The 26,326-nt window shown below is 65.5% G+C and carries 23 protein-coding genes; 16 read left to right on the forward strand and 7 right to left on the reverse strand.

The genetic code is table 11. The features are described 5' to 3' along the window. Positions 1 to 25 precede the first annotated feature (25 nt). The 8 genes from ACN675_RS02640 (at position 26) to ACN675_RS02675 (ending at position 7,429) form a co-directional block, all read left to right on the forward strand. Positions 26 to 784: an SDR family NAD(P)-dependent oxidoreductase gene (locus tag ACN675_RS02640; RefSeq protein ID WP_197250712.1), complete on the forward strand. Its 759-nt coding sequence runs from the start codon at positions 26 to 28 to the stop codon at positions 782 to 784. A gap of 111 nt (positions 785 to 895) precedes the next feature. Next, a complete protein-coding gene (gene menB, locus ACN675_RS02645; protein WP_248674052.1) occupies positions 896 to 1,753 on the forward strand; it encodes a 1,4-dihydroxy-2-naphthoyl-CoA synthase in 858 nt (285 codons plus the stop codon). A 64-nt stretch (positions 1,754 to 1,817) separates the two neighbouring features. Further along, positions 1,818 to 2,603 carry an enoyl-CoA hydratase/isomerase family protein gene (locus ACN675_RS02650; protein WP_248674053.1) on the forward strand — a complete coding sequence of 262 codons (786 nt, stop codon included), beginning with the start codon at positions 1,818 to 1,820 and terminating at the stop codon, positions 2,601 to 2,603. A gap of 82 nt (positions 2,604 to 2,685) precedes the next feature. Further along, positions 2,686 to 3,309 (forward strand): EamA family transporter, encoded by a 624-nt coding sequence (locus tag ACN675_RS02655; protein ID WP_420749414.1) that lies wholly within the window; start codon positions 2,686 to 2,688, stop codon positions 3,307 to 3,309. Between the two features lie 86 nt (positions 3,310 to 3,395). After that, positions 3,396 to 4,649 (forward strand): CaiB/BaiF CoA-transferase family protein, encoded by a 1,254-nt coding sequence (locus ACN675_RS02660; RefSeq protein WP_308200792.1) that lies wholly within the window; start codon positions 3,396 to 3,398, stop codon positions 4,647 to 4,649. Beyond that, a complete protein-coding gene (locus tag ACN675_RS02665; RefSeq protein ID WP_248674055.1) occupies positions 4,646 to 5,455 on the forward strand; it encodes an enoyl-CoA hydratase/isomerase family protein in 810 nt (269 codons plus the stop codon). The genes ACN675_RS02660 and ACN675_RS02665 overlap by 4 nt, the downstream gene beginning before the upstream one ends. A 14-nt stretch (positions 5,456 to 5,469) precedes the next feature. Next, a complete protein-coding gene (locus ACN675_RS02670) occupies positions 5,470 to 6,312 on the forward strand; it encodes an enoyl-CoA hydratase/isomerase family protein (RefSeq protein WP_248674056.1) in 843 nt (280 codons plus the stop codon). 82 nt (positions 6,313 to 6,394) lie between these two features. Beyond that, positions 6,395 to 7,429 carry a phosphotransferase family protein gene (locus tag ACN675_RS02675; RefSeq protein ID WP_248674057.1) on the forward strand — a complete coding sequence of 345 codons (1,035 nt, stop codon included), beginning with the start codon at positions 6,395 to 6,397 and terminating at the stop codon, positions 7,427 to 7,429. Positions 7,430 to 7,461: 32 nt separating this feature from the next. Here ACN675_RS02675 and ACN675_RS02680 read toward each other — a convergent pair whose 3' ends face one another. Next, a complete protein-coding gene (locus ACN675_RS02680; RefSeq protein WP_248674058.1) occupies positions 7,462 to 8,307 on the reverse strand; it encodes a PaaX family transcriptional regulator C-terminal domain-containing protein in 846 nt (281 codons plus the stop codon). A gap of 82 nt (positions 8,308 to 8,389) precedes the next feature. After that, positions 8,390 to 9,499, reverse strand: a complete 1,110-nt coding sequence (locus ACN675_RS02685) for a CaiB/BaiF CoA transferase family protein (RefSeq protein WP_248674059.1) — start codon at positions 9,497 to 9,499, stop codon at positions 8,390 to 8,392. A gap of 158 nt (positions 9,500 to 9,657) precedes the next feature. Between ACN675_RS02685 and ACN675_RS02690 the strand changes: the two genes are divergently transcribed. From ACN675_RS02690 to ACN675_RS02715, 6 genes are all read left to right on the forward strand, one after another. Next, entirely contained in the window at positions 9,658 to 10,806 is a 1,149-nt protein-coding gene (locus ACN675_RS02690) for a 2-hydroxyacyl-CoA dehydratase subunit D (RefSeq protein ID WP_248674060.1), read from the forward strand. A 30-nt stretch (positions 10,807 to 10,836) separates the two neighbouring features. Beyond that, on the forward strand, positions 10,837 to 12,177 hold the full coding sequence (locus tag ACN675_RS02695; protein WP_248674061.1) for a 2-hydroxyacyl-CoA dehydratase subunit D: 1,341 nt from the start codon (positions 10,837 to 10,839) through the stop codon (positions 12,175 to 12,177). 31 nt (positions 12,178 to 12,208) lie between these two features. Next, the gene (locus tag ACN675_RS02700) at positions 12,209 to 13,162 is read left to right on the forward strand and encodes an acyl-CoA dehydratase activase (RefSeq protein ID WP_229581111.1); all 954 of its coding nucleotides are present in this window, start codon (positions 12,209 to 12,211) and stop codon (positions 13,160 to 13,162) included. A gap of 2 nt (positions 13,163 to 13,164) precedes the next feature. Next, complete coding sequence (locus tag ACN675_RS02705) at positions 13,165 to 13,962, forward strand: SDR family NAD(P)-dependent oxidoreductase (RefSeq protein WP_248674062.1); 798 nt, start codon at positions 13,165 to 13,167, stop codon at positions 13,960 to 13,962. 234 nt (positions 13,963 to 14,196) lie between these two features. Continuing rightward, positions 14,197 to 15,855, forward strand: a complete 1,659-nt coding sequence (locus tag ACN675_RS02710) for an AMP-binding protein (RefSeq protein ID WP_248674063.1) — start codon at positions 14,197 to 14,199, stop codon at positions 15,853 to 15,855. Positions 15,856 to 15,910: 55 nt separating this feature from the next. Continuing rightward, positions 15,911 to 17,134 carry an acyl-CoA dehydrogenase family protein gene (locus ACN675_RS02715; protein WP_248674064.1) on the forward strand — a complete coding sequence of 408 codons (1,224 nt, stop codon included), beginning with the start codon at positions 15,911 to 15,913 and terminating at the stop codon, positions 17,132 to 17,134. Between the two features lie 151 nt (positions 17,135 to 17,285). Here the strand turns inward: ACN675_RS02715 and ACN675_RS02720 are convergent, their stop codons facing one another. Beyond that, positions 17,286 to 18,299 (reverse strand): DUF7064 domain-containing protein, encoded by a 1,014-nt coding sequence (locus ACN675_RS02720; protein WP_248674065.1) that lies wholly within the window; start codon positions 18,297 to 18,299, stop codon positions 17,286 to 17,288. 27 nt (positions 18,300 to 18,326) lie between these two features. Beyond that, positions 18,327 to 19,628 (reverse strand): MFS transporter, encoded by a 1,302-nt coding sequence (locus ACN675_RS02725; protein ID WP_248674066.1) that lies wholly within the window; start codon positions 19,626 to 19,628, stop codon positions 18,327 to 18,329. 456 nt (positions 19,629 to 20,084) lie between these two features. On the opposite strand from ACN675_RS02725, the gene ACN675_RS02730 reads away from it, so the two are divergent. After that, a complete protein-coding gene (locus tag ACN675_RS02730) occupies positions 20,085 to 21,245 on the forward strand; it encodes a LuxR C-terminal-related transcriptional regulator (RefSeq protein WP_248674085.1) in 1,161 nt (386 codons plus the stop codon). A gap of 326 nt (positions 21,246 to 21,571) precedes the next feature. Continuing rightward, complete coding sequence (locus tag ACN675_RS02735) at positions 21,572 to 22,375, forward strand: LuxR C-terminal-related transcriptional regulator (RefSeq protein ID WP_420749415.1); 804 nt, start codon at positions 21,572 to 21,574, stop codon at positions 22,373 to 22,375. Positions 22,376 to 22,426: 51 nt separating this feature from the next. On the opposite strand, the gene ACN675_RS02740 is transcribed toward ACN675_RS02735, so the two are convergent. From ACN675_RS02740 to ACN675_RS02750, 3 genes are all read right to left on the reverse strand, one after another. Further along, a complete protein-coding gene (locus ACN675_RS02740) occupies positions 22,427 to 24,094 on the reverse strand; it encodes an AMP-binding protein (RefSeq protein ID WP_197250728.1) in 1,668 nt (555 codons plus the stop codon). Between the two features lie 184 nt (positions 24,095 to 24,278). Further along, a complete protein-coding gene (locus tag ACN675_RS02745; protein ID WP_197250729.1) occupies positions 24,279 to 25,076 on the reverse strand; it encodes an SDR family NAD(P)-dependent oxidoreductase in 798 nt (265 codons plus the stop codon). A 25-nt stretch (positions 25,077 to 25,101) separates the two neighbouring features. Next, positions 25,102 to 26,256, reverse strand: coding sequence for an acyl-CoA dehydrogenase family protein (locus ACN675_RS02750; protein ID WP_248674067.1), 1,155 nt, complete (start codon positions 26,254 to 26,256; stop codon positions 25,102 to 25,104). Positions 26,257 to 26,326 lie beyond the last annotated feature (70 nt).

Here is a 26,326-nt window from a genome sequence, read left to right on the forward strand (position 1 = left end):
GTACACAACAAAGACGGAGAAGAACATGAGCAATCGAGTGGCATTCGTGACCGGCGGTGCACAGGGTATCGGCAAGGGAATCTCCGATGCGCTGGGCGCAGCCGGCTTCCGCGTCGCGGTCGCCGACCTCAACCTCGAGGCCGCCGAGGAGACCGCGGCCGCCATTCGCGACGCCGGTGGCCAGGCGATCGCCGTCCCGGTCGACGTGACGGACACCGAGTCCGTGCAGGCGGCGGTCAAGCAGGTCGCCGAGCAGTTCGGTCCGGTCGAGATCGTCGTCAACAATGCCGGGTGGGACGATTTCATGCCGTTCCTGAAGACGGACGAGGCGTTCTGGGACCGGATCCTCGAGATCAACTTCAAGGGTCAGCTGCGGGTCATCCAGGCGACCCTGCCGGGCATGGTCGAGCGGGGCTGGGGGCGCGTCATCAATATCGGTTCGGACGCCGGACGCGTCGGATCCTCGCTCGAAGCGGTGTACTCGGGTGCCAAGGGTGGCATCATCGCGTTCACCAAGACCCTCGCTCGTGAGGTCGCCACGAAGGGCGTCACCGCCAATACGGTGTGCCCCGGCCCGACGGATACCCCGGCGCTGCGCAAGTTCGCCGACAATTCCGGCCAGGAAGCCGACAAGGTGATCGCCGGCATGACCCGCGCGGTGCCGATGAAGCGGCTCGGCAAGGCCACCGACATCGGCGCTGCCGTGGCGTTCTTCGCCTCCGACGAGGCGGAATTCGTCACCGGCCAGACCTTGTCCGTCAGTGGTGGCCTGACGATGGCCTGATCGTCATCGGTCGGTTCCCACTCGACAGCGCGGTCCGGAAACCTCTCCGGCCGCGCTGTCGTGCGTTGCGGTCTGTTAACGATCGTTCTCGGAAGAGCCTATGATCGAGACATGACGAACAATTGCGATACAACGGATTTCGTGAAGTGGACGCCGATCGGAGAGTACGAGGATATTCGGTACGAACACAGCGGCGACGGGATCGCCAAGATCACGATCTGCCGTCCCGAGGTGCGCAACGCGTTCCGCCCCCAGACGTTGATGGAGATCTCCGACGCGTTGGTCGATGCTCGTGAGGATTCCTCGATCGGTGCCATCGTGCTGACCGGAGAGGGGCCCGATGCGTTCTGCTCGGGAGGTGACCAGCGGGTGCGCGGCGACACCGGCTACCTCACCGAGCCCGGCAAGGCGGGCAGTGTCGGTCGGTTCCATGTCACCGACCTGCAGATCCAGATCCGCCGACTGCCGAAGCCGGTGGTGGCCATGGTCGCCGGCTATGCCATCGGTGGCGGGCACATCCTGCATCTGGTGTGCGATCTGACGATTGCCGCGGACAATGCCCGCTTCGGTCAGGTCGGTCCCAAGGTCGGGTCGTTCGACGGCGGGTACGGTGCGGGTCTGCTCGCGGAGTTGGTCGGGGTGAAGAAGGCCAAGGAGATCTGGTTCCTGTGCCGGCAGTACGACGCTCGGCAGGCTCTGGAGATGGGGTTGGTCAACACGGTGGTGCCGTTGGCCGACCTCGAGCGCGAAACCGTCCAGTGGTGCCGCGAGATGCTCGAGCTTTCCCCCTTCGCGCTGCGCCTGATGAAGGCGAGTTTCAATGCGGCGGAGGACGGGATGGCCGGGATTCAGCAGCTCGCGCACGATGCGAATCTGCTGTTCTACTCGACGGACGAGGCCAAGGAGGGGCGGGAGGCGTACAAGGCGAAGCGCCGGCCGGAGTTCGAAAAGTTCCCACGCCGACCATGACCTTCCATTTCGGTCCAATAATTAGTATTGTTGCATCATTGTTGGACCGGACAGGATGGTGTGCATGTCGGAAACCGCTACGCCCGCAGTGACATGGAGTGACGTCGACGCCGGCGTCATGACGATCACGCTCCAGCGCAGGCCCGCGAACGCCCTCGGCCTGCCGATCATCGATGGCCTGAACGCGGCACTGGACGCCGCCGATGCCGACGGTTCGGTGAAAGTTATTGTCGTCCGGTCGGATATCCCCGGTTTCTTCGCCGCAGGGGCGGACATCAAGCACATGTCGGCCGTGGACGCGGAATCGTTCACCGCCTACGGTGATCGACTCCGCGGGGCGCTCGACCGGCTCGCGTCCGCCGACCGGATCACGATCGCCGCGGTGGACGGTCTCGCGCTCGGGGGCGGTCTCGAACTCGCGATGGCCTGCACCCTGCGGGTCGGGGGTGCGGATGCGAAGTTCGGGCTTCCCGAGGTCAAGCTGGGCCTCATCCCGGGAGCCGGTGGCACCCAACGTCTTCCGCGGCTCGTGGGACGTGGCCGGGCACTCGACATCATGCTGACCGCTCGGCAGGTTCCCGCGGACGAGGCCCATGCGATCGGTTTGATCGATCGGCTCGTCGAGGCCGGCGGCGCGACGGATGCGGCGCTCGCCCTCGCGGCCGAGCTCTGCACGATGTCGTTGCCCGCGCAGCGTGCCGTCATCCGCACCGTCGACGCCGCCTTCGACACTCCACTCGAGGAGGGTTTCCGCTTCGAGGTTGCTCAGGAGCAGGAACTCTTCGAGAGCGGGGAGGCGAAGGAGGGCATCACCGCGTTCCTCGAGAAGCGCACCCCGCGCTTCGCCTGAGCGCCGTGTCGTCCGGGCCCGCCGGGCGCGGTTCGATCGCGCTCGCCCTGTCTCTGGTCGTCGATCGGCACCCTCGGCGATGGTGCCCGTGTGGATCTGCATCTACCGTGCCCTGTCCGGAGAACGCCCGCGCCCGCTCGAGCTGGCCGGAGTCGGGGTGGGGCTGGTCGGCCTGGCCGTATTGCTCCTGTCGGCCGGCAGCACGGGTTCGAACCTCCCGCTGGTCGGTATGGGGGTCATCGTGCTGTCGAGTCTTTCGTGGTCGTTCGGGTCCTGGGTCCAGCCGAGGATCCCGCTCCCGCGGGACGTGTATGTCAGTGCGATGTACCAGCTCGTGGCGGCCGGGGTGGCGATGCTGCTGGCTTCGGTCGTCACCGGCGAGCGGTTCTCGGGTGACGTGGGTCTGCGGGCCTGGGGAGCGTTCGGCTATCTCGTGGTCTTCGGGTCGATCGTCGGATTCACCGCGTATGCGTGGCTGCTGGTTCATGCACCGCTTCCGCTGGTGGCCACCCACACCTATGTGAATCCGGTGGTGGCTGTCGCTCTCGGGGCGGTCGTGCTGTCCGAGCCGGTCACTCCTGCGCTGGTCGTCGGAGGCGTGGTGGTCCTGTTGTCCGTCGTGCTGGTGGTGAGTGCGCAGGCTCGTCCTCGGGGTCTGCGCGCTGCCGACCGGTCGGGGGAGGCGACGACGATGGTCCGTGACTGATCGGGAGCGTGTCCGAGCGGTTCGGACAGTCTCGCGTGGACCAATCGAAGGTATTATCATCGGACCAAAGTGGGGAAGGTGCAGCAGTGGCGCAGGACGGCACGAAACGCTCGTTCACAGGCCCGTTGGCGGGTTTGAAGGTGGTCGAGATCGGCTCGATCGGCCCGGGTCCGTTCTGCGCCATGCTGCTGGCCGATCTCGGTGCCGATGTGGTGCGGGTCGACCGTGCGACCGGAGCGGGGCTGGTCGGGCCGAACGCGGATTTCCGCACGGAACTGCTGCACCGGGGACGCCGGTCGCTTGCCGTCGATCTCAAGCACCCGGATGGGGTGGAGGCGGTGCTGTCGCTCGTGACGGATGCCGACGTGCTGATCGAAGGTTTCCGCCCCGGCGTCACCGAGCGGCTCGGGATCGGACCGGACGAGTGCGCCGAGCGCAATCCGCGGCTGATCTACGGTCGCATGACGGGCTTCGGGCAGGACGGCCCGCTGGCGCAGCACGTGGGTCACGACATCAATTACGTGGCACTCAGCGGCGCCCTGTCGCTGATCGGACGCCGCGGCCAGCCACCGACCCCGCCGCTCAGCCTGATCGGTGACTTCGGCGGCGGCGGAATGCTTCTCGCCTTGGGCGTGTTGTCCGCGCTCTTCGAGAGACAGCGCTCTGGCAGCGGGCAGGTGATCGATGCGTCGATGGTGGAGGGCGCCGCCCTGCTCGCGACGCCGTTCTTCGGCTTTTCGCAGAGCGGGTCGTGGAACGGTGAACGCGGGACAAACCTCGTCGACAGCGGCGCACCGTTCTACGACGCCTACGAGACCGCCGACGGCAAATGGCTCGCGGTCGGCGCGCTCGAACCGCACTTCTACGCCGACCTCGTAGCCCTGCTGGGCCTGCCCAGCGACCTGCCGGATCAGAACGACCGCGCGCAATGGCCGCAGATGAAGAAGATGTTCGCCGACGCCGTGCGGGGCCGCACCCTCGCGGAGTGGCTGGAGGCGGCCGAAGGACGCACACCGTGCATCGCGCCTGTGCTCGACATCGGCGAGGCGTCGTCGCATCCCCACCACGTCGCACGCGGAACCTTCGTCGAGGTCGACGGACTCGTGCAGCCAGCCCCTGCACCCCGGTTCAGCCGCTCGGTGGCGGCGGTGGACCGCCGTCCGCCGACGCCGGGGGAGCACACCCTCGAGATCCTGAGCGACTGGGGAATCGACCCCGGCCGCACCGACCGTTGGCTGCGTTCCGGTGCGGTACGACAAGCCCCCGCCGAGGACAACCCGATCACACTTACTCACGGCGACCACCTGGACCGCCGGACCGAAGAAGGAGCGAACACGTGACCGAACCGACGACATGGGAAACGTTCACGCTCGAACGACCCGAACCCGGGATCGCCGTTGTGACGTTGAACCGTCCCGAACGAATGAACTCGATGACGAACACGATGTTCGTCGAACTCGAAAAGGTTGCGCTGCAACTCGATCGCGAATATGGCCTGCGTGTGGTCATTCTTACCGGGGCCGGTAAGGCGTTCTGTGGCGGGTTCGATCTCGACGACGCCGAAGGGCTGTCGTCGTTGACGCCGATGGGGATGCTCGATCAGCAGGAAATGGCGGCGCGAGCGCTCTCGGCGATTCGCGGCATCCGTGTGCCGGTGATCGCGGCGGTCAACGGTGCGGCGGCCGGGGGAGGACTGTCGCTGTCCCTGGCTGCCGACATCCGGATCGGTTCGCCGGCCGCGCGATTCAACGCGGCGTTCGTGCGAATCGGTCTTTCTGCCGGGGACCTGGGTGCTTCCTGGCACCTGACTCGGTTGATCGGTCCGGCGCGGGCCGCGGAGTTCGCGTACACGGGCCGCTTCATCGAAGCTGTGGAGGCGGAGTCGCTCGGGCTGCTGAATGCGGTGGTGCCCGCCGAGTCGCTGCTCGACGAGGCGCTGTCGATGGCACGCTTGATCTGTGCGAATTCGCCTGCCGGCGTGCAGCTGTCGAAGCGCGCACTGCACGCGAACATGGAGGTGTCGTCCTACGCCGCGGCGCTCGAACTGGAGAACCGGGGTCAGGCGCTGCTCACCCGTGGTGAGGACATGCCCGAAGCGCTGGCCGCGTTCAAGGACAAGCGCAGCCCGAAGTTCACGGGTCGGTGATCGAGGTGACGCAGATGGAGACGCGGGAGAATACGTCAGTGCTGAGCAACTACGAGCCGCCCCGGCTCGAGACTCTCACCCTCGAGGTCCTCGAGGGCAAGATCGCCGTTCTCACGATCAACCGGCCCGACCGGATGAACTCGATGGTCGTGAAGATGTTCGAAGAGTTCAACACCGCTGCATACGCATTGCGCGACACCGACGCGCGGGCGCTGATCCTGCGCGGTGCGGGGGATCGGGCTTTCTGCGCCGGGTTCGACCTGGACGAGATCGGTGTGATCACCGAAATGGGGGTGCGGGAATTCCTGAAGTTCCAGGAGACCGCGACCGGGGGCCTGGCCGCGCTGCGGCATCTGCCGTTCCCGGTGATCGCCGCGATCCACGGTGCTGCCTCCGGCGGCGGTATGTCGCTCGCCCTGGCTGCCGACATCCGGCTGGTCGCCCCGACTGCGAAGTTCAACGCGGCCTTCGTGAAGGTCGGGTTGTCCGTTGGGGAACTCGGCACCTCCTGGCAACTGACCCGTCTCGTCGGGCCGGGCCGGGCAGCGGAGATCGCGTACACGGCACGCTTCGTCGGCGCGGAGGAGGCGGTCCGGATCGGGCTTGCCAACCGGGTGGTGCCGAGCGAGAACCTCTTCGAGGAGGCCATTGCATTGGCCGAGACGATCGCGACGAATTCCCCCGGCGGGATTCGGATATCGAAGCGCGCGCTGCAGCGGAACCAGGAAGTGACCTCGTACGCGGCGGCGCTCGAGTTGGAGAACCGGGGGCAGGCGCTGCTCACCCGTGGTGAGGACATGCCCGAAGCGTTGGCCGCATTCAAGGAGAAGCGAGCTCCGCGCTTCACCGGGGCATAGACGTCGGCGAACGACCGACTGCATTCAGTGCCCGGGACCGGTCGGCATGCGCCGGGTGGCACGATCTGATGGAGGCGAGCATATGACCTGGGAATGGACTCCCGAAACCCTCGGCGCGTTGGAACGATTCCTGCGTGAGCGCGGTATCGCGGACGGGCCGCTGACAGCGGACCGTATCGGTGACGGGCATTCCAATCTGACGTACTTGGTATCCGATGGGGTACGCCGGGTGATCGTTCGCCGGCCGCCGCCGCCCCCCGTCCCGCCGGGGGCCCACGACATGCTGCGCGAGGCACGGCTCGTCGGTGCACTCGCCGACAGCGGCGTACCGGTGGCGGCCGTGCTGGCTGTCGGTCAGACCGGCGACGTGCTCGACGTCCCGTTCTACGTGATGGACTACGTGGCCGGTCCGGTGGTCACCACAGAGACCCCGGCAGCACTGAGCGCACCGGCCGATCGTCGCCGGATCGGTGAGGCGCTGATCGACACCCTCGCCGCTCTGCACGCGGTCGACTGGCAGGCTGCCGGTCTCGGTGACCTCGGCCGGCCCGACGGATTCAACGAGCGTCACCTGCGTCGCATGGGCCGACTGGTGGCGGCCGAGGACGGGACGCCGCCGCCGGAGTTCGCGGAGATCGACGCGTGGCTCGCCGCCCACGTTCCGGCCGAGTCCGGTGCGGCGATCATCCACAACGACTACCGCATCGGCAACGTCATCCTCGCTGCCGCGCCGCCGGGACGTATTGCGGCGGTGCTGGATTGGGAGCTCGCGACGATCGGTGACCCACTGTTCGATCTCGGGTACTTCCTCGCGTCGTATCCCGTCGAAGGACAGGACCGCACGCCGACCGAGGACCTCGGTGTCGCCGTCCTCGAAGAGGGCTACCCGACCCGCGACGAACTCGCCCAGCGGTATGCGGCTGCCACCGGCGCCGATCTGTCGAACCTCGACTGGTATACCGCCTTGGCTCTGTGGAAGCTGGCGGTGCTGTACGAGTACGGGCGGCGCCGGGCCGTCGCCGGCGTGGGGGATCAGTACTACCGCGACGGCGCCCTGGTGCGGGCCTTCCTCGACGCCGCTCACCGGGCGGCGGGCCTGACCGCGGCCGGCGTCTGATCGGGTCGGGACGGGCACCGGCCCGGTGGTCGCTACTCGATGCCCGCGATTTCGCGCCAACGAGCGTGTGCTGCCGGGGTCCACTCGGTACGCAGATCGCGTAGTCGCTTCGCCGCTTGCAATCCGGCCCAGTCCGGCAGCAGCACCTCGGGCAGCCGGGGATCGAGGTAGGGCATCCGGCGCAGGGAATCGGCCAGCTGCAGGTGGGTGATCAGCAACTCGTCGGCGGAGCTGAATTCGCGCACGTCGAAGCGGGTGAGCAACTCGTCGTAGACCTTCTCGGCCTCGCCGAGATCCCAGGACCGCCGGACGAGTTCGGCTTCGGTGATACCCGGCTGGCCGATGGGGCCGACGAACGTGACCGTGTTGTCGGTCAATCCGAGAGACTCGATCGTCCTGGCGGCCTCGGCGGCACGATCGATGTGGGGGGTCACCCAGACGCCGGGGGTCGGGTTTCCGAAGCCGGCCCACCGCAATGCCGCATACAGTTTCTTCCGGCTCGAGCGGTGTGATTCGGGAACCGGGACGTTGATGACCAGCCAGCGTCCGTCCCATTGGGTGACGTCGACTTCGGGGGGGAACACGCGCATGTCGCCTTCGGCGAACAGGCGGTGCGCTTTCTCGGTCAGGTGCCACAAGGTTTCCCGACCGACCCGCTGCGCGGCAATCAACCCGGACGAGCCTGTGCGGGCCAGCGCCTGCCGTGCCGCGGGCTCACCGAATCCGAGACCCCTCAGGACGTAGAGCAGCGCCGCGGTACGGACCGGCCGACCGCACGGTTCGACCAACTCGCCGAGCACCGTCACAAGCACGGATCGGGCGCTGCGGGCGGGGGGTGAGTCCTTGTCGGATACGGACCCGATGTCGGGATCAGTCATAGGTACATCGTCGCGCAGGCGGTCGGAGCCACGCCACACGCCCCGCACTGCCGACGGTGCAGGGCCAGCGGGCTGCCGCGCATCAGTGCGCGCCCTCGACGACGCCCCAGTCGCGTAGTACCGCGGCGGTGTCGGCGCCGGGTGCGCGGGGTGCCGCGTACGTTGCCGGCGCCGCGTTCGAGAAGCGCGGCGATGCCGCGGGCTGACGTTGTCCGAACGATTCGACGATTGTTCCGCGCGCGGCGATGTGCGGGTGCGTGGCGACCTCCTCCAGGGCGAGCACCGGCGTGAGGCATGCGTCGAGGGGGGCGAAATGGTCCACCCATCGGTCGCGATCGTGTGCCCGGAAGATCTCGGCGAACCGGGCGCGCAGCATGGGCCAGGCGCTGCGATCGTATTGGTCCGGAAGGTCGGCCTGATCGAGTCCGAGGCCTGTGAGTAGTTGTGCGTAGAAGGCCGGTTCGACCGCGCCGACTGCGACGTACCGCCCGTCGGCGCATTCGTAGGTGTCGTAGAACGGGGCGCCGCTGTCGACGACGTTGGTGCCTCGGTCGGCGGACCACAGTCCGTTCTCGGTCAGCGTCCAGTACATCGTCATCAGTGTGCTGACGCCGTCGACCATCGCGACATCGACGACGTCACCCTGCCTGGACCGCTCCCGGGCATAGAGGGCGCCGAGGATGCCGGTGATCGCCAGCATCGATCCGCCTCCCAGGTCGGCGACCAGGTTGAGTGGTGCCAGTGGGCGTTCGCCTTTGCGTCCGATCGCGTTCAACGCCCCGGTGAGGGCGAGGTAGTTGATGTCGTGCCCGGCGTAGGCGGCCAGTGGGCCGTCCTGTCCCCATCCGGTGATCCGGGCGTAGACGAGTCGGGGATTGCGTGCTCGGCACACTTCGGGGCCGACGCCGAGGCGCTCCGCCGCGCCGGGGCGATAGCCCTCGATGAGCACATCGGCATTGTCGACGAGCCTGAGCACGCGCTGCAGATCGTCGGGATCTTTCAGATCGGCGTGCACCGATCGGCGGTTGCGCAAGCCGGCGTCCTGTTCCACGGGTACGAGTTGGTTGACCCCGCCGGGGCGTTCGATCCGAACGACGTCTGCCCCGAGATCGGCCAGCATCATTGCGGTATGGGGCGACGGGCCGATCCCGGCCAGTTCGACCACCCGCAGTCCGTCGAGTACACGCGTCATCTTCTACCTCCGAACGACCCAATGTTTGACAACTCTGGATACTAACTATCAAATTAAGTATTATCTAGCTCGATGCCGCAGCAGTACACCGACTTGTCGCTTCCGGCATCCATCGACGAATCCGAGGGCGAAACGTGAACAGACTCAGTCCAGAACCGATGGCGACTCTGCGTGCCGCGGCCGACGATCCCGTCGACTACGCGCAGACATGGAAGGCGACCCACGAAGGCGGCGTGATCGGCTCCTTCCCGATGAACTTTCCATCCGAACTCGTGCACGCCGCCGGCGCCCTTCCGGTGCTCATCCAGGAAAGCCGCACCCCGATCACCGAGGGACGCAACCTGCTCGCCGAGTTCTACTGCGGATACACCCGCAGTGTCGCCGATCAGGCGGCGCTCGGTCGGCTCGACGTCTTCGACGCCATCGTGGCGGCGGACCACTGCGTGCAGCTGCTCGGCGCGGTCGACGTGATCCGATGGCTGCGACCCGAGAAGCCGGTGCACTTCGCCCAGCTCACCAGCGCCATGGACGATGCCTGGACCAGGCCGCGAGTGGCGGGACGGATCGGCGAACTCGCGGCCGGGATCGAAGCTACCCTTGGAGTTTCGATCACGGCCGACGCCTTGAGCGCCAGCATTCGGGCGTTCAACGCCAACCGGCGGCTGCTGCGCGAGTTCTACGCGCTGCGTCGCTCCGGTCGCCTCCGCATCACCGCGAGCGAAATGCAGGTGCTGGTGAAGTCGAGCATGGTGATGGACATCGCCGAACACACCGCCGTCCTCGAGCGCCTTCTCGACGGGATCGACCCGGCCGACGACGGGCAGCCCGACGCGGTCAGGCTCTACCTGTCCGGCCACTTCTGCCACGCCCCGCGGCCCGAACTGCTGGACGTGATCGAGGAGACCGGGGTGATCGTGGTCGACGACGACCTGTACACCGGATATCGCTACATCTCCACCGATGTGCCCGAGAACGGCGATCCGTTCGAGGCGCTGTCGAGTTGGTACCTGGAGCGAAACCTCAACGCCCCGTGCCCGACCCGAGTGACCACTCAGGTCGACTGGGACCGATATCTGATCGACGAACTCGCCCGCAGCAATGCGAACGGTGTGATCGTGATGATGGCGAAGTTCTGCGAACCGCACATGCTCTACTACCCGGAACTTCGGAAAGCTCTGGAGGCCAATAGAATCCCCGTGCTCCTCATCGAGACCGAGCATGAGGGCAATCCTGTGGAAACGCTCCGGACCAGGGTCGAGACCTTTGTCGAGCGAATCCGTCGGCAGCACGTGCCGGCGCTGTCCTGAAGCCCGCTCGACTACCTGAGGGAGATCACGATGACTGTTGCACAACCGCGCAAGGACAAGGCGAATCGCCTGTCCAGTACCCGGGCCGGCGGCAAGTTGGTCGCGGACTACTGGGAGAACATTTTCACCGCGAAGGAGCGCGGAAAGCACGTCGTCTGGTACAACGGCGCCGCGTTGAACCCGCTCTTCCAGGCGGCCGGCCTCGAATGGTGTCATGGTGAGGCATTTGCCGCACGACTGGCCGCTCAGCATCTCGAGGGTCCGGCCCAGGCCGCCGGGGCCGAGTACGGCTACATCAACGAGCTGTGCTCGTACGCCCGCACGCACCTCGGATGCGCCGTCCTGACGCACCAGAACAGCGATCGGAGCGAGACCGGCGTCGTGGGCCTGACCGACCAGCAGGAGCTCGCCGGTAAGTTGCCGGCCCCGGACTTCTTCGTCAACGGGTATGCCGGCTGCAGCACCGGACAGCAGTGGGACGCCATGACGTACCGCGTGTTCGATCGCGCTTTGCCCCTGTTCAACGTCTCAATTCCGATGTTGTGGGGCAACAAGCCCGACGCGGGATACATGCGGGGCGAGGAGTGGATCGAGGTCGGCAAGTACGTCGAGGGCCAGCTCCGGGAACTGATCGACTTCCTGGAATACCAGACCGGCCGGCCGTTCGACTGGGATGCGCTCAGCGAAAGCATGTCGTACATCAAGCGGGCTTCGGAGTTGCGCCTTGAAGGTATGGAACTGTGCCGGCAGGCACCGACCCCCGCGACCTACTGGGACTGGGTGGCGAGCATCGCGCCGATCAACTTCCTCCCCGGAAATCAGGATCTCGTGGACTACTTCGCCGGGGTGAAAGCCGAGATCGAACAGCGGATCACCGACGGTGTCAGCGCCGTGGAGAACGAGCGCTATCGGGTCTACTTCGACGGGATCATGAACTGGAACAAACTCGGATTCCTGACCAGGAAGTTCGCCGAGTACGACGTGGCCGTGGTGGCCGGCCGGTACACCCACGAATCCTTCTGGCAGGAACCGCAGCTCATCGACGTCGACAACCCGCTGCTCGGTATGGCACAGCACTACCTGCTCTGCCCTCTGAACCACGGGCTGAAGAACCTGCGGGAGCTGTTGCTACGTCGTCTCGACGAATACGCGATCGACGGCATCGCCTTCCACTCCACCCGAACCTGCCGGGCGATGACCAACCCCCAGTCCATGCTCGCCCGGGCTGCCGAGACCGAGCGCGGAGTCAAGTCGTTCTTCTTCGAGGGGGACGTTGCCGACGCATCGTTCTACAACGACGAGTTGTTCGACAGTCGCCTCGAAGCGATGCTCGAAGCGATCGACGTGCAGCGGATGAGGTCCGCGGTCTAGCGCGACGCCCTACCGGGAAGAGGCGAGTGTGATGAGTACCGACAAATGGTTCGTCATGGGCGTCGATCTGGGATCGACGACCGCGAAGGCTGCCGTCGTCGATCAGGACGGGGCGTTGTGCGGGACGGATGTCGTGCAGATGGGCGCTGTGAGCCGCGAAGCTGTCGCCCGCGCGATCGAGGGTGCCTCGATCGCGGCGGGAGTGCCACGCGAGGCCATTCGGCGGACGGTGAGCACCGGGTACGGCCGCCGATTGGTGCCGGGCGCCGACCGCACCTTCACCGAGATCACCTGTCATGCGCGCGGCGCAGCGGCACTGCGTCCGGGGGTTCGGCTCGTCATCGACATCGGCGGCCAGGACAGCAAGGCGATCATCGTCGACGACGACGGACTGGTGGAACGTTTCGCCATGAACGACCGCTGTGCGAGCGGAACGGGCCGATTCTTCGATGTGCTGGCCCGCGCGCTCGAGGTCGACATCGACGCGGTGGGCGACCTTGCGCTCACCGGTGCCGACGGCCTCGAGGTCAGCAGTATGTGTGCCACGTTCGCCGAAACCGAAGTGATTTCTCTGCTCGCGCAAGGGCAGGACAAGGCCGACATCGCCGCTTCTGTGCACCGCGCGGTCGCGGCGCGCACCCTCGCGTTGGTCGCTCAGGTCGGTAGGGCGACACCGGCGGTGATGACCGGCGGTGTCGCCAAGAACCCGGCAGCGATCCGTTGTGTATCAGAGGCATTGAGACACCCGATCGAGGTGCTCGACCAGCCGCAGATCGCCGGTGCCTACGGCGCGGGGTTGCTCGCACGCGACGAATATCGCGGCGCCCGAACGGCTCCGACCGCGCGCGATGCTGCGACGGAGACGAAGATGGCATCGAGCAGTCCGGGCGGTCGGCGGCACTGTGCGAGTTGCGACGGTGTCCTGGACGGTAATCATGTGCACGCCGGGGGACCGGTGATGCTCGATCTGCAGAGGAACGATTGACGATGAACGAACCGAGTGATTTCCGGGTACCGGTTCCGGCCGAGTCGACGATCTACATCGTCGGGGGAACAAGTGGCGTCGGGCTCGAGGTGGCCCGCCGATTCGTGCGCGCGGGTGCTCAGCGGATCGGTCTGATCGGACGCAATGTCGAACGCGGAGAGAAAGCAGCACAGCACATTCGAACGCTCGCGCCCGGTGTGTGGTGTCTGTTCGCCGCGGCCGACGTGAACGTTCCCGGGGAGGCGGTGCGGGTGGCGGCGGAACTCACGGATTCACTCGGTGCTGCCGACATCGTCGTCAACAGCACGACGGGTTCGTTCAACCCGCGTCTGTTCCACGAAATGGATCCCGAGGATATCCCGGGAGTCCTGGTCAACCAGGCTCTCGGCCCCCTCAACATGTGCCGGGCTGTCCTGCCGGCGATGCGACAGCAGCGCGGCGGGGTGATCGTGAACATCGCCTCCGACGCGGCAAAGCACCCGACGCCCGGTGAGAGCGTGATCGGTGCGGCCATGGCAGCAATCGTCATGTTCACCAAAACACTTGCGATGGAAGCCAAACGGGACGGAATCCGGGTCAATGCCGTGACACCGTCTCTCATTCGCGACACCGGCGGTTTCGATCGCGTCATGTCCGAGCCGTTCAGCGCGAAACTGTTCGAGAAGGCGAGCCGACTCGCGTCGTTGGGGGTGGCGGAGCCGGGTGATGTTGCCGACCTCGTGCTGTTTCTCTGTAGTGCGCAGGCGCGGCGGATCACGGGGCAGGTGGTCAGTCCGAACGGGGGGATTTCCGCGGGATAGTGGTTGCAGCGAGAAGCCGGTCGAGGTGTGAACCTCGGCCGGCTTCAAGTGTTTCGGGATGAAAACGGAGATTTCGCCGATCAAAATGTTTGACACAATTGTAGCGGAAGTCCCCTGATTGGTACTATATTTGGTGTGACCGCGATTACACTCCAAGGTGTCCGGTCGAGGACCCCGGGCGGTCCCTGCAGTCTTCCCTTCTTCCATCCCCCCAGCCGAAAGCAGGAGCACATCATGTCGCTAGAGATGTCCTATTGGCCGGCCTCCACAAGCACGGGCATTCGAGACATCACGTTCAGTGAACTTCTTCGGGAAGGGGTCGCGACCGTCCCCGACCGCGTCGCGCTCGTCGACGGCGTTGCCGACCCGGCGGACCGGCGGGAATGGACCTACCGCCAGTTGCTCGCCGACACCGAAGCGACCGCCCGCGCATTGCTCACACACTTCCGCCCCGGCGATCGGATCGCGGTGTGGGCGCCCAACAGTGCCGACTGGGTGATCCTGCACCAGGCGATCGCGATGGCGGGCATGGTGCTGGTCGGCATCAACCCGGCATACCGGGCCCACGAGCTCGAGTACATCCTGCGGCAATCCAAGGCTGCCGGTCTCTTCTACCGCGAGTCCTACCGCGGCGCGGACCTGTCCGCGATTCTGGACGAGGTCCGGCCGACCCTGCCCGGACTGCACACAGTGGTATCGGGCAGCGAATGGGCCGAATTCGTGCGCACCGGCGATCCGACCACGCAGTTCCCGGCTGTCTTGCCCACGGACGCGGTGCAACTGCAGTACACCTCGGGCACCACCGGATTCCCGAAAGGCGCACTGCTGCACCACAAAGGCCTTGCCAACGAAGCCGCGTTCGTGTTCGAACGGGCCGGCCGGACAGACCCGCTGATCTGCGTCAACGCCATGCCGATGTACCACATCGGAGGTGGTGGCGTCACAGAACTCGGCACGTTCGCCGCCCACGGAACCTACGTGATCCTGCCGGCCTTCGAGCCGGCCTTGATGCTCGAGATGATCGAGACCTATCGCGGCACGCACTCGTTGATGGTGCCCACGATGCTCATCGCCCTGCTCGACCATCCGGACCGGCACACCCGCGACCTGTCGAGCATCCACACCGTCATGTCCGGCGCCGCGGCAGTACCCGAGGCGCTTGTCGACCGAGTCACCCGCGACCTGGACTGTCACTTCACCATCTTGTTCGGCCAGAGCGAGATGCACGGGGTGATCAGCCAGACGCGGATCACGGACACCGTCGTGGACCAGGCAACGACGGTGGGGCAGCCGCTGCCGGAACTCGAGGTCAAGATCGTCGACCCGGTCTCCGGCGAAATCGTTCCTGTCGGTGAGCAGGGCGAGGTGTGCTGCCGCGGCTACCAGGTGATGCTCGGATACTCGGACATGCCCGACGAAACCGCCGCGACCGTCGATGCGGACGGATGGCTGCGCATGGGCGATCTGGGTGTGATGGACAGCCGGGGCTTCCTCAAGATCACCGGTCGCCTCAAGGAGATGATCATCCGGGGCGGTCTCAACATCTATCCCCGGGAGATCGAGGAACTCCTCTACCGGCACCCCGCCGTCGCGGAGGTCGCGGTCATCGGTGTGCCGGACGAGAAATGGGGCGAACAGATCGGCGCCGTGGTGCGGATGAAGGACCCGGACTCGTTCCCCACCGCGGCGGAGCTGAAATCCTGGCTCCGCGAGCGACTCGCCGCCCACAAGACACCCGCTCTGTGGTACTTCACCCGGTCCCTTCCCATGACCCCGTCCGGCAAGATCCAGAAGTTCCGCGTGCAAGAACAGATCGCCGACGGAACGCTGACCGCGGCACCGATGAACGACAGCGCCCCGGCCGAGCAGTCCTCGGCGGATCTGGTCTCGTGACGACGCCTCCATCGCAGCGGATGACCGAACCGGTAACCGACAAAGGGGTGACCCGTTGACACAGCTGCTGAACGCCGATTCACACGGAATCCGTGATGCGGTGCGGGCCTACGCAACGAAACGCCTGGCGCCCGGGTATCTCCAGCGCGCGAAGTCCTCCACGTTCCCGTGGGATCTGCATCGTGAGATCGCCGATCTGGGGATCTACGGCCTTCTCGCAGGAGAGGAGTACAACCCCCTCGAGCGGGAGGACTTCGCTGCGGCCGGCGTCGCCGTCGAGGAACTCGCCTACGCGGACTTCAACGTCGCCAACATGACGATTCCTGTCATGCTGATGAGCACGCTGATCCGGCACCACGCATCCGATGTCGTCGTCGAGAGGTGGCTGCCGCGCCTCGTTGCGGGCGAAACCTACGTCGCATTCGGCTTGACGGAACCCGAGACCGGATCCGACGCCGCCAATATCAAGACCGTCGCGCGAGCTACCGCAAACGGATACATCATTTCCGGCGAGAAGACATCGGTGACCATGCTTGCCGAGGCGGAAGCGATCATCCTTGCCGCACGGACGATCCGGGACGGCAAGGACGTCGGCGTGTCGACGTTCCTGGTGCCGCTCGACGCACGCGGCATTGCCACATCGGCGGTTCCGGATACAGGATGGGGCATCCTCGGTCGCGGGGTGCTGCATCTGGATGGTGTGGAGGTGCCGCCGGAGAACCTGATCGGTCTCGAAGGGCGTGCCTTCTCCCGCGTGCTGAACGGGTTCGACTTCACGCGGCCGCTGCTCGCGCTGACCGGACTCGGCGCGGCCCGGGCGTCCCTCGACGAGACAGCCGAGTACGTGCGCCGGCGCACGGCGTTCGGTGAGCCATTGGCGAAGTTCGAGGGGGTGTCGTTTCCCATTGCCGAACACCTCACCAAGGTCGAGGCGGCCCGGTTGATCTGCTACGCGGCGCTCGAGAAGCGCACCCTCGGCCTGCCGCACACCAGCGATGCGGCGATGGCGAAGTGGTACGGCCCGCTCGTGGCGAGCGCAGCGGTCAAGGAATGCCTCCTCCTGCACGGCAACTACGGCTACTCGACGGAACTTCCGTTCGAGCAACGCCTGCGTGACGTGATGTCCGTCGAGATCGCCGACGGTACGGCACAGATCCAGAAGATCATCATCATGCGAGAAAAGTATGGGACCGACTTCGTTCCCTACGAGAGACGCGGCGCCGACGCGGTCTCCCCGGGGCAGAGGGGACCGGCTCATCCCGTGTCCGCTGTACCGTGAAATTCGTCGGGTTTCGCTCACCTGCCGACAGGGATACGGCCGGTCTTGCCGATCTCACGGTGCTGATGTGACGTCGTTCCGGAACACGTTGCGGCCCTGTGCTGTCCCTGCACCGACCGATCGGCGCAGGGACAGCACAGGGCCCGGTCCGTCACACCGAGGAAGGGCGGTAGGCGTAGGACGCCGAACGCGACAGGGCGAACTCAAAAATGCCGTATCCGGTCTGTCCGTTCCACTCGAACGTGCAGCATCGGTCCGTCAGGGCGGAGTCGAGAGTCGTCGGACCCACCGTCCCGTCGAGGGGATAGACATCGAACTCTTCGAAGTCGCGACCACGAACCTGTCCGTGGTGTCCGCCGTAACCGCCACCTGCCATGTATCCACCGCCTGCCGAGGCATCGGCATCGACACGGTAGGTCGCGCCGGTGGCGGTCACGATCTCCACTGTGCCGTGGAGAAGGTCGTTACCTGTCGTGAATGCCAGGCTGTGCCGGACGTCCGTGATGTCGTCGAGTCGCCCGTCGTCGTGCATGACGGCGCCTTCCAGCAGGATCCGTCCGCCGTGCCGGTCCTCGACGAGGAGGAATCCGAATGTGCGGTCAGGGAACTGGGCCTGATACCAGATGTGCAGGCCCTGGCCTCCGGACATGGTACGTACTCCGCGGGAACGGTCCCGCAGCCCGTACCAACCGGTGACATCGGTTGTGGTGCCGTCCAGCGTGAGCGTGCCCTGGTAGCGACCGGGCTGGAAGAGATGGTCGAACGAGGTGAGGTTTCCGTCGGTGTTCGTCACGTCCACGGATCCGAGCCAGTAGGGCGCCCGGGCGTGCCAGAGAAGGTCGAGTTCGAGTCCGGTTTTGTTCTCGTCGAGTCGGATTCGCCACGTGGTGTTGTCCTCGACGGTTTCCCATCGCAGAGGCCCGACGGAAGCTTTGTCGGTTGCGTCGTGTTCGGTGGAGACGCGGAGGTTGCGCTGCTCGGTTGCAGTGGTCAGCACGACGAAGCCGTCCACGACGTTCCGCGGCGGATAGACCCCGGCGCCGAGGATTACCGAGGGCGCGGTGCCGTCGTCCGGATGGAGGTTGAACATGAACCGGTCGAAGAACTTCTCCGGCATCTCCGAGGTGGACTGCGTTATCAGGGCGTCGTGGAATCCGTCGGTCATCTCTGCTCCTTTTTGGTCGATGGGGTATCAGTGCGAAACTGGCGACGTTGTGGTCTCCCGGGCCGCTTCGGCAGCATCGACCTCTTTGTGGTTCAGGGTAAAGCGGTAGGAGCCCATCATCAGCAGGCAGGCGATGCCGATGCCGACCAGCACGATGATCGGGAGTGCCCCGGCGCGGTAGGACCCCGTGGCGCTGTATATCTGTCCGAGCAGGAAGATTCCGAAGGCTGCGCCTTGGGCGTAGAGGAAGTAGATGAATCCCAGCACCCGACCGTACGAATGCTTGGGGAAGTACCGGCTCACCATGTAGGCGGCGAGGTCGCCCTCGGATCCCAGCCCCAGGCCGATCAGTGCAGAGCCCATGACAAGCAGTCCTACCTCCGACGAGGTGATCATGAGGAAGACGCCGATCGCGCACAGTGCGAAGATGATCGAGCCGAGCAGGGGCGCGTAGAAGCGGTCGAGCAGGTAGCCGACGAGCAGGCGAGCGAACATCGAGGACAGGCTGAGAACGGACAGGACGGACACGGCGGTGGTCTGGCTGATGCCCTTGTCGGTGGTCATCGGTACCACCTGCGACATCAGGCCGAAGGTGGCCGAGGACACCAGGAAGATGGCGACGGAGAGCAACCAGAACTGTCGGTATTTCCGGGCCACGGTGAGGAGAGATTCTCCGGCAACCCGGCCTTGCAGACGTGCAGCCTCGCGTTCGGCGTCGTGTTCGGCCGGCATCCGGGTGACGAATGCATAGACCGAAGTCGGAATGATCGTGCACACCGCGCCGATGACGAGGAAGGCCACGCGCCAGCTGCCCATGCTCAGTACCCAGTTGGCGAGGTACGGCATCAATACCCCGCAGGCACCGAGACCGGCCATGAGGATGCCCAGCGCCATGCCGCGACGGTCCTGGAACCAAGCGCTCACCACGGTGGAGTGCGCTACCGGGTTTACCGCGCCGGCGCCGGCGCCGATCACGATGCAGAGCGCGAAGAAGAACATTTCGTTGTTCGGCAGCGCGGCCATCAACATGAGGCCGATTCCGAAAGTCAGGGCCATCGGCACCGAAGGCACTTTGGGGCCGTAGCGGTCGATGAGGAAGCCCAGGATGACGATGCTGACACCGACCATCATCGTCTCGATGGAGAGACCGTTGGCGATGATGCTGCGGTCCCAGCCGAACTCCTCGGTCATGGGCTTGCCGAGGATGTTGAACAGGACGTTGACCGTGCTGGTGCCGAACAGCAGTGTGAGAAAGCCGGTGGCGACATACCACCAGCGGTTCAGGTGCCGTGTGGGCGCCTGCAACCCAGTCGTGCCGACTGTGCTCATGGAAGCTCCTGTCGATTGCTTTCGATGGTTGGCGGCGATGCCACCAGCGGGCCCCGCGGGAAGTGGTCCCCGTCACACATGCCACCATATGGACTGGCCAATGTAAAGGACAGTCCAAAATGCTCTGTCCGATTGGGATAGGGCTTCGTGTGGCGTGAGCGAGGTGGCGAGGTCCGGCTGTCGGCGCGGAAAGGACCTCCGGCCCGGGGTCGCCGACCGGCGCGGCATCGGACTCCGGCGACGGTTCACATCATCTCTGTGAGGCATATCTGCTTGCTGCCCGGACGGTAGAGAACACCGTGCGGGCACGGCCAGAGCATCCGGTCTCCGGGCTGTCGATTCCTCCACTCGTGGGACACTGCCGCGGCGCCCACCCTTGTATCGGTCATACCATTGGACGGTGCGCTCCGAGCTGGCTATACTTCCGAGTGACTTCAGTCACAAGGAGTGGGCGGCATGGACGAGAAAGGTCGAGGGTGCAGGGTGACGGTGAGCCGGACGACTTCGACGCATCTCCTCCAGCGAGCCACCGAATGCCTCGGCACGGCAGGCAAACTGCTGGGCGACCAACCCTGCGACCCGCGCCCTTCTGCCCTGGCGGTGTCGTTGGCCACGGCGCGGCGCAGGCTCGCCGATGCGCTGACCGAGGGACGGATAGCCGGAGCGGACATCGAGGACGCATGTCGAATCCTCGTCGACATCGAACACCTGGAAGAGCAGTTCGCCAAGGAAGAGGCCGTCCGTCGGGTTGCCGAGCTGGGCGCGGTCCACGACGTCGCCGTCCAACTCCGGGAGCTTCCGCCGCGCGAGATCATCGAGTCGGCACCGAGCATCGTCTGCACCAAGTTGGCGTTCACGCGCTCGTTGATCTCCGCCGTGTCGGGCTCCCGCTGGCAGCCGCGTCGCCTCTATCTACGGCCTGAACTCGACGGCTCCCCACTCGACTTCTCCGATTACATCGCCTCCACCGAACTGTCGCTGGCGGAGGCGCCCCTGGAAACCGAGCTGGTACGCCGCCGGGTTCCGGCGCTGGTTGCCGCCCCAGCCGACGATCGGCGCACCCACAGGGAGTTGGTCAGTGCATCCCGGACGTCGGCATACGTCGCTGCACCGGTGATGTCCGGGGGAAAAGTCATCGGGCTGCTCCATGCCGATCGTCCCGGGTCGAGCGATGCGCTCGACCCGAGTGATCGAGATCGATTGGACACCTTCGCAACCGTTCTGGCGATCATCTACGAGCAGGCCGTTCTGAAGCAACGGCTCCAACTGCAACGTGCACGGATCGAGAAGTCGTTCGACGAAACTCAGGACATGCTCGATCGGATCTCGAAGGCCGACGCGATTCTCTCCCGTCGTGCCGAGGTAACGGCGGACGGCGCCGTTGGCAAGCCCGACGACCGCCAGATGGTCGAACCGAACTCGGTGCTGACCTTTCGGGAACGCGAGATCCTCTCGTATCTCGCGACGGGAGCTACGAACAGCCAGATCGCCCAAGCGCTGGTCATTTCCGAGGGAACCGTGAAGTCGCACGTGAAGGCAGTACTCAAGAAATTGCACGTACCGACGCGCGCTGCCGCGGCTGCCCTCTACTCGAGCCAGGCTCGACGACAGCGATGAGACAGAAATCGCAGGGGCAGAGAACCTCCCGGGCGGTGGCCGAACGCGGATTGCCACAGGCTGTGATCGACCTCCTCGACCGGCTGGGGAACGACTACGGTATCGATCTGCGGCCCTACAAGGCTCGGCCGGATTTTCCCGGCACCTGCGTAGCGTTGCTCGATGCAGCCACCGAATCTGCGTTCGCTGCGCTCACAGCACTCGGCCCCGAGCGGCGGCGGTCACTCGGTCGTCTCATTGCTGATCTCCAGGAATTGCGGCGGCGAATCCGCACGCAGTATTCCGAACCGGCGCATGAATTCTCGCCCGACGAGTTTGCCGGAGCGATGCGTCGTCTTCGCGGAGCCGAGTCGGTCGCCGGTCTCCGCAAGCTCATCTGCCGGGAGCTGGCACACATTGCCCACCTCGACCGAATACTGTTGTCCGAAGTGCACAACGGAACGTGGACGGTGCTGGACCTGTACAGCGAGGAAAGGGCAGAGCAGACAGTTTTCTCGCCGCACGCCCTGCCCCTCACTTCCGGCTCCGCCGAGGACCGGGCATGCGAGACAGGGGCAGCGGTGCTCGTCGGATCGGACACCGACATCGGGCCGACCGACGAGGCTGTGCAGATGCTCGCATCGAGCGCGTATGTGGTGGCTCCGATCACCGTGTCGGCCGGGGTGATCGGGCTCGTGCACGGAAGTCGTGTCGCCGGTGAGCCATTGGACGCAGTGGACAGAGAGGTGATCGACGCATTCGCGCGGACTTCCGGAACGCTGTTCGAACGGGTGATGCTCGCTGATCGTCTCAGCGAACAGAAGGCTCTGATAATCCAACGATTGCAGCAGGAGGCGAGGGAAGTCGAGCGTCTCGGGTATGCCGATGTGCATTTCGTCGACGAGAACTCCACCCGGTGGGCCGCCCTGCCGACCGGAAACACCCACGAGGTCCCGGATGCGCCGGCGATCGACTGCCTGACTGCTCGTGAACGCGAGGTCTTCGCATTGGTTGTTCGGGGTGCGTCCAACGCCGAAATCGCCGAGGAACTGGTGATCAGCATCTTCACGGTGAAGACACACGTCAAGAAGATTCTTCGAAAACTGGGCGCGGCGAATCGGTCCGAAGCCATCTACCGGTACCCGCGGTAGGCAGCCGACCGGTCTCTGTCGGCATGTGCCTCCGCGGGCGGCGGCAGCCGATCAGGCGTCGGCAGCCAATTCGGCTGCCTGCTTGCGGAGGAGGAATTTCTGGATCTTTCCGGTCGCGGTGGTGGGGAGTTGATCCACGACCACCAGCTTCTCCGGGATCTTCTGCATCATGGCCTTACGTTCGTTTCGGAGGAAGTCGGCCACCTCCTCCAGGGTCGGTGCATCGCCGTCGACGACAACGAAGGCGCACACCTTCTCGCCGAGTCGGGCGTCCGGCATCGCCACCGCCGCTGCTGCGACGATCCGCGGATGTGCCAAGAGGTGCTCCTCCACCTCCCGCGCGGAAATGTTCATGCCTCCCCGGATGATGAGGTCCTTGATGCGCCCCGTGACCCGCAGAAAGCCCTCCGCGTCGACGCGGCCGAGATCACCGGACGCGAGGAACCCTCGGTGGTCGATCGACGCGGCGGTGCGCTCGGGATCGCGCCAGTATCCGAGGAAGATACCCGGTCCACCGTAGAAGATCTGGCCTTCCTCGCCGGCCGGCAGCACGGTACCCGCGTCGTCGCGGATTTCGAGATCGACACCCTCGAAGGCCCGCCCGTCGGAGGAGAGCACTTTCTCGACGGGGTCGTCGACACGCACGGCGGTCACCAACAGTCCCTCGCTACTGCCGTATACCGGAAGGAGGGTGCAGTCAGGGAGCGCTGTCTTCCAATCCCGCAGTAGGGTTTCCGGGATCGGGGCGCCTGCGCTCACCCAGAGTCGCATCGAGCTCAGGTCGTGAGCCGCGCCTGCTTCGATCGCCCCGAGTGCCATCTGGAGGAACGGTGTCGCGGCCATGCTGACCGTTGTCCTGTACTCGGCGATGCGTCGAAGTCCCTCGTGGGGTTCCCACACGTCGAGTAGGTGAATTCCGCTCCCGAGGATCAACGGTGTCGCCACGCCCACGGCGAGTCCGGTTGCATGCGTGACCGGGGAGGGCATGAAGACGATATCGTCGGGGCCCAGGCCCATCACCTCGCGACCGAGACCGTAGACGGTGAAGGACAGGGTGTTGAACGTGTGCTGGCAGCCCTTCGGGCGTGATTCCGTGCCCGAGGTGTAGATGATCGCGTGAGCGGCATCCGCCGGCGGCGGCGATCCGAGTTCGTCGGGGCCAGGCACATGGTTTCCGGCGATCAGTGATTCGAATGCGAGCTCATCGGCACGTGCAGATCCACGTACGACGACGACGTGCTCGAGCCCGGGCAGCTCGCCACGGATCTCCGCCAGCATGTCGGCATAGCGGAACTTGCGAAACTCTTCCGTGACGAAGGAGACCTTGGCTCCGGAGTGCTGGAGGACGTAGCGCACCTCGTCGTGCCGGTAGACCGGCATCGTGGGCACCACAACAGCGCCGATCCGGGCTGCGGCCACATAGATGACGACGAATTCGTTCCAGTTCGGCAGCTGCACCTGAACCCGGTCGCCGGGGGCGACGCCGAGTTTCCTCAGTGACGCCGCCAGCCGATATGCCTGTGCGCGAAGTTCGCCGCGGGTGAGCGTGCTGTAGCCGTCGGTGACGGCGACGAAATCCGGGTCTGTCTCCGTCCATCGGTCGACGTGTTCGGTCAGGCTCTCGTCACGCCAGTAACCGTTCGATCGGAACGCGTGCAGCGTGTTCGCGCTGTAGCGGTCCTCGGGAAGGATTGCCCGTGTGTGCTCCACGACGTCCATGTGCGGATCCTTGCTTTAGGGTGCCCTGTTCGTGGGCGGAAGTGGACGGAAGTTGTTGGTCGAACCATGTTCTCGAGCGGAATGGGGGAAATGAACTGTTCGGAAGCGATCTCAGCCTCGAGGGTGAAGGAATTGCCTCGATGGGATGAGGCGTCTGGATGGGTGTGTCCCCCGGGGGTAGTTCTCAGGCTGCGGAAATTCCTCCGTTGACGCTGATCGCCTGTCCGGTGAGCCGTCGTGCGGCGGGGGAGGCGAGGAAGACTGCGAGTGCGGCCAGGTCTTCGGATTCGGGGACGCCGAGGTGGGCTTGCTGGGCGGCCTTGGCAAACAGTTTGGCGCTGAATCCGTCGGATGTGATTCGCTCGGTCGAACCGGTGCCGGCGACGAGCGACGGGGTCAGAACATTGACTCGGATCCCGTTGCGCTTGGCTTCGATGGCCAGGGTCCGGCTGAACATGACGATCGCCGCCTTGGCCGCTCCGATGACCGCTTCGCCGGGGGTGGCGGTCTTCGCGGCATCCGAGGCGACGTTGATGATCACCCCGGTCTTCCGTGCTGTCATGTGCGGGACGATCTCGCTCGCGAGGTACATGCACGGCAGTGCGAGTTGGTTGAAGATGCGTGCGATGTCGTCGGTGGGGATGTTCGCGAAGAGTTCCGGCCGGGTGTCTGCGGCCGTCGTCGAGACCAGGATGTCGACACCGTCGAGGATCCGTTCGGCTTCGGCCGCGATGTGTGTGGCGCCCTCGACGGTGGTCGCGTCGGCGGACAGGAATGTGACCTCGCACGACGAGTTGGCAGACGAAATGCGCTCTCGGGCAGCAGATCCGCGTTCCGATCCGCGGCCGACGATCATGATGCGCGGTACGCCGGCCTGAGCGAGGCCTACCGCGGTCGCCAGGCCGATTCCGGCCGTTCCTCCCACCACCAGTGCGCTGCTGTCCTTCAGTTCCTTCGGTGCTGCAGTGCCATGTGTGTTCATTCGTGTATTCCGTTCGAGGGTCGGGTCAGAGGGATACCGTGCCGCGGGCGAAGATGTCCTTGGCGATGATGCGCTTCTGGATCTCGGCGGTGCCATCGGCGACGAGATAGGCGGTGACGTCGCGGTATCTCTGCTGCAGAGGTGATTCGGTCGAGTAGCCGAGATTTCCGTGTACCCGCATCGCGAACTCGATCGCGTTCTTGGCCACGACAGGTGGCCACCACTTGCTCATCGACGCGAGGGCGGTGTGTGGTTGAGCGGTTTCCCTGAGCCACAGCGCCCGATAGCAGATCCAGCGGGCACCCTCGAGATAAGTGGCGTGCTCGGCGAATTGGAATGCGAGGCCTTGGTGCTCGGACAGTGGTTGTCCGAAGGTTTCCCGCTGCTGGGCGTATTCGGCGGCCTCCTCGAGGCTCTGCTTCGCGGCTCCGAGGCACATCAGCCCCAGGGCGGCACGGCTGAAGTCGAAGTGTTCCATCACCGAGTGGAAGCCTTTGCCGAGTTCCCCGACGAGATGTGATTCGGGAACGAAGACATCGGAGAGGTGGATGCTTCCCCAGCCCAGCGGGAGGCAACCCATGCCGGGCATGTGGCTGACGGTGACTCCGTCCGCGTCGAGCGGGACGACGAAGCAGCTGACGCCTCGTGCCCGCTCCGATCCGGGTTCGCGGGCGTAGACGAGTGCGGCGGTGGCGTTCATCGCCCATGAGATCGCGGTCTTCTCCCCGTTCAGGCGCCATCCACCCTCCACGGCGGTGGCGGTGGTGCGAAGGGCGCTCGCGTCGGATCCCGAGCCCGGCTCGGTCAAGGCGATGGCGATGGTTTGTTCACCGCGAATCAGCGGCGGAAGGTAGTGGTCCTGGACCTCGTCCCGGCACAGCGCCAGTTGGGAGGCGACCAGACCGATCTGTACGGGAGCCGACGCCATGTTCACGTCGCCGTACGCGAGAGTCTCGGTGGCGATTCCGAGCAGAATGGGATCTTCGGTGCCGGTTCCGCCGTATTGCTCGGGTAGTCCGATGCCCAGCAGGCCGATGTCGCCGAGTTTCTGCAGGATGTCGAAGGGGAACTCCGTCGACGCTGCGCGGTCGCGGTAGCCGGGCAGGAGAACGCGGTCGCTGAACGCTGTCAACGTTTTTCGGAACTCTTCGTGCTCGTCGGTGAATGCGAAGGAAACCATGGGAGTGTGCTCCTGTGCGGGGACTCGACTGGGGTGATCGCGGCGAGGGAAGCGCTGACGCGCAATGGAA

This window comes from Rhodococcus sp. O3 (assembly GCF_048897285.1).
GTDB lineage: Bacteria > Actinomycetota > Actinomycetes > Mycobacteriales > Mycobacteriaceae > Rhodococcus.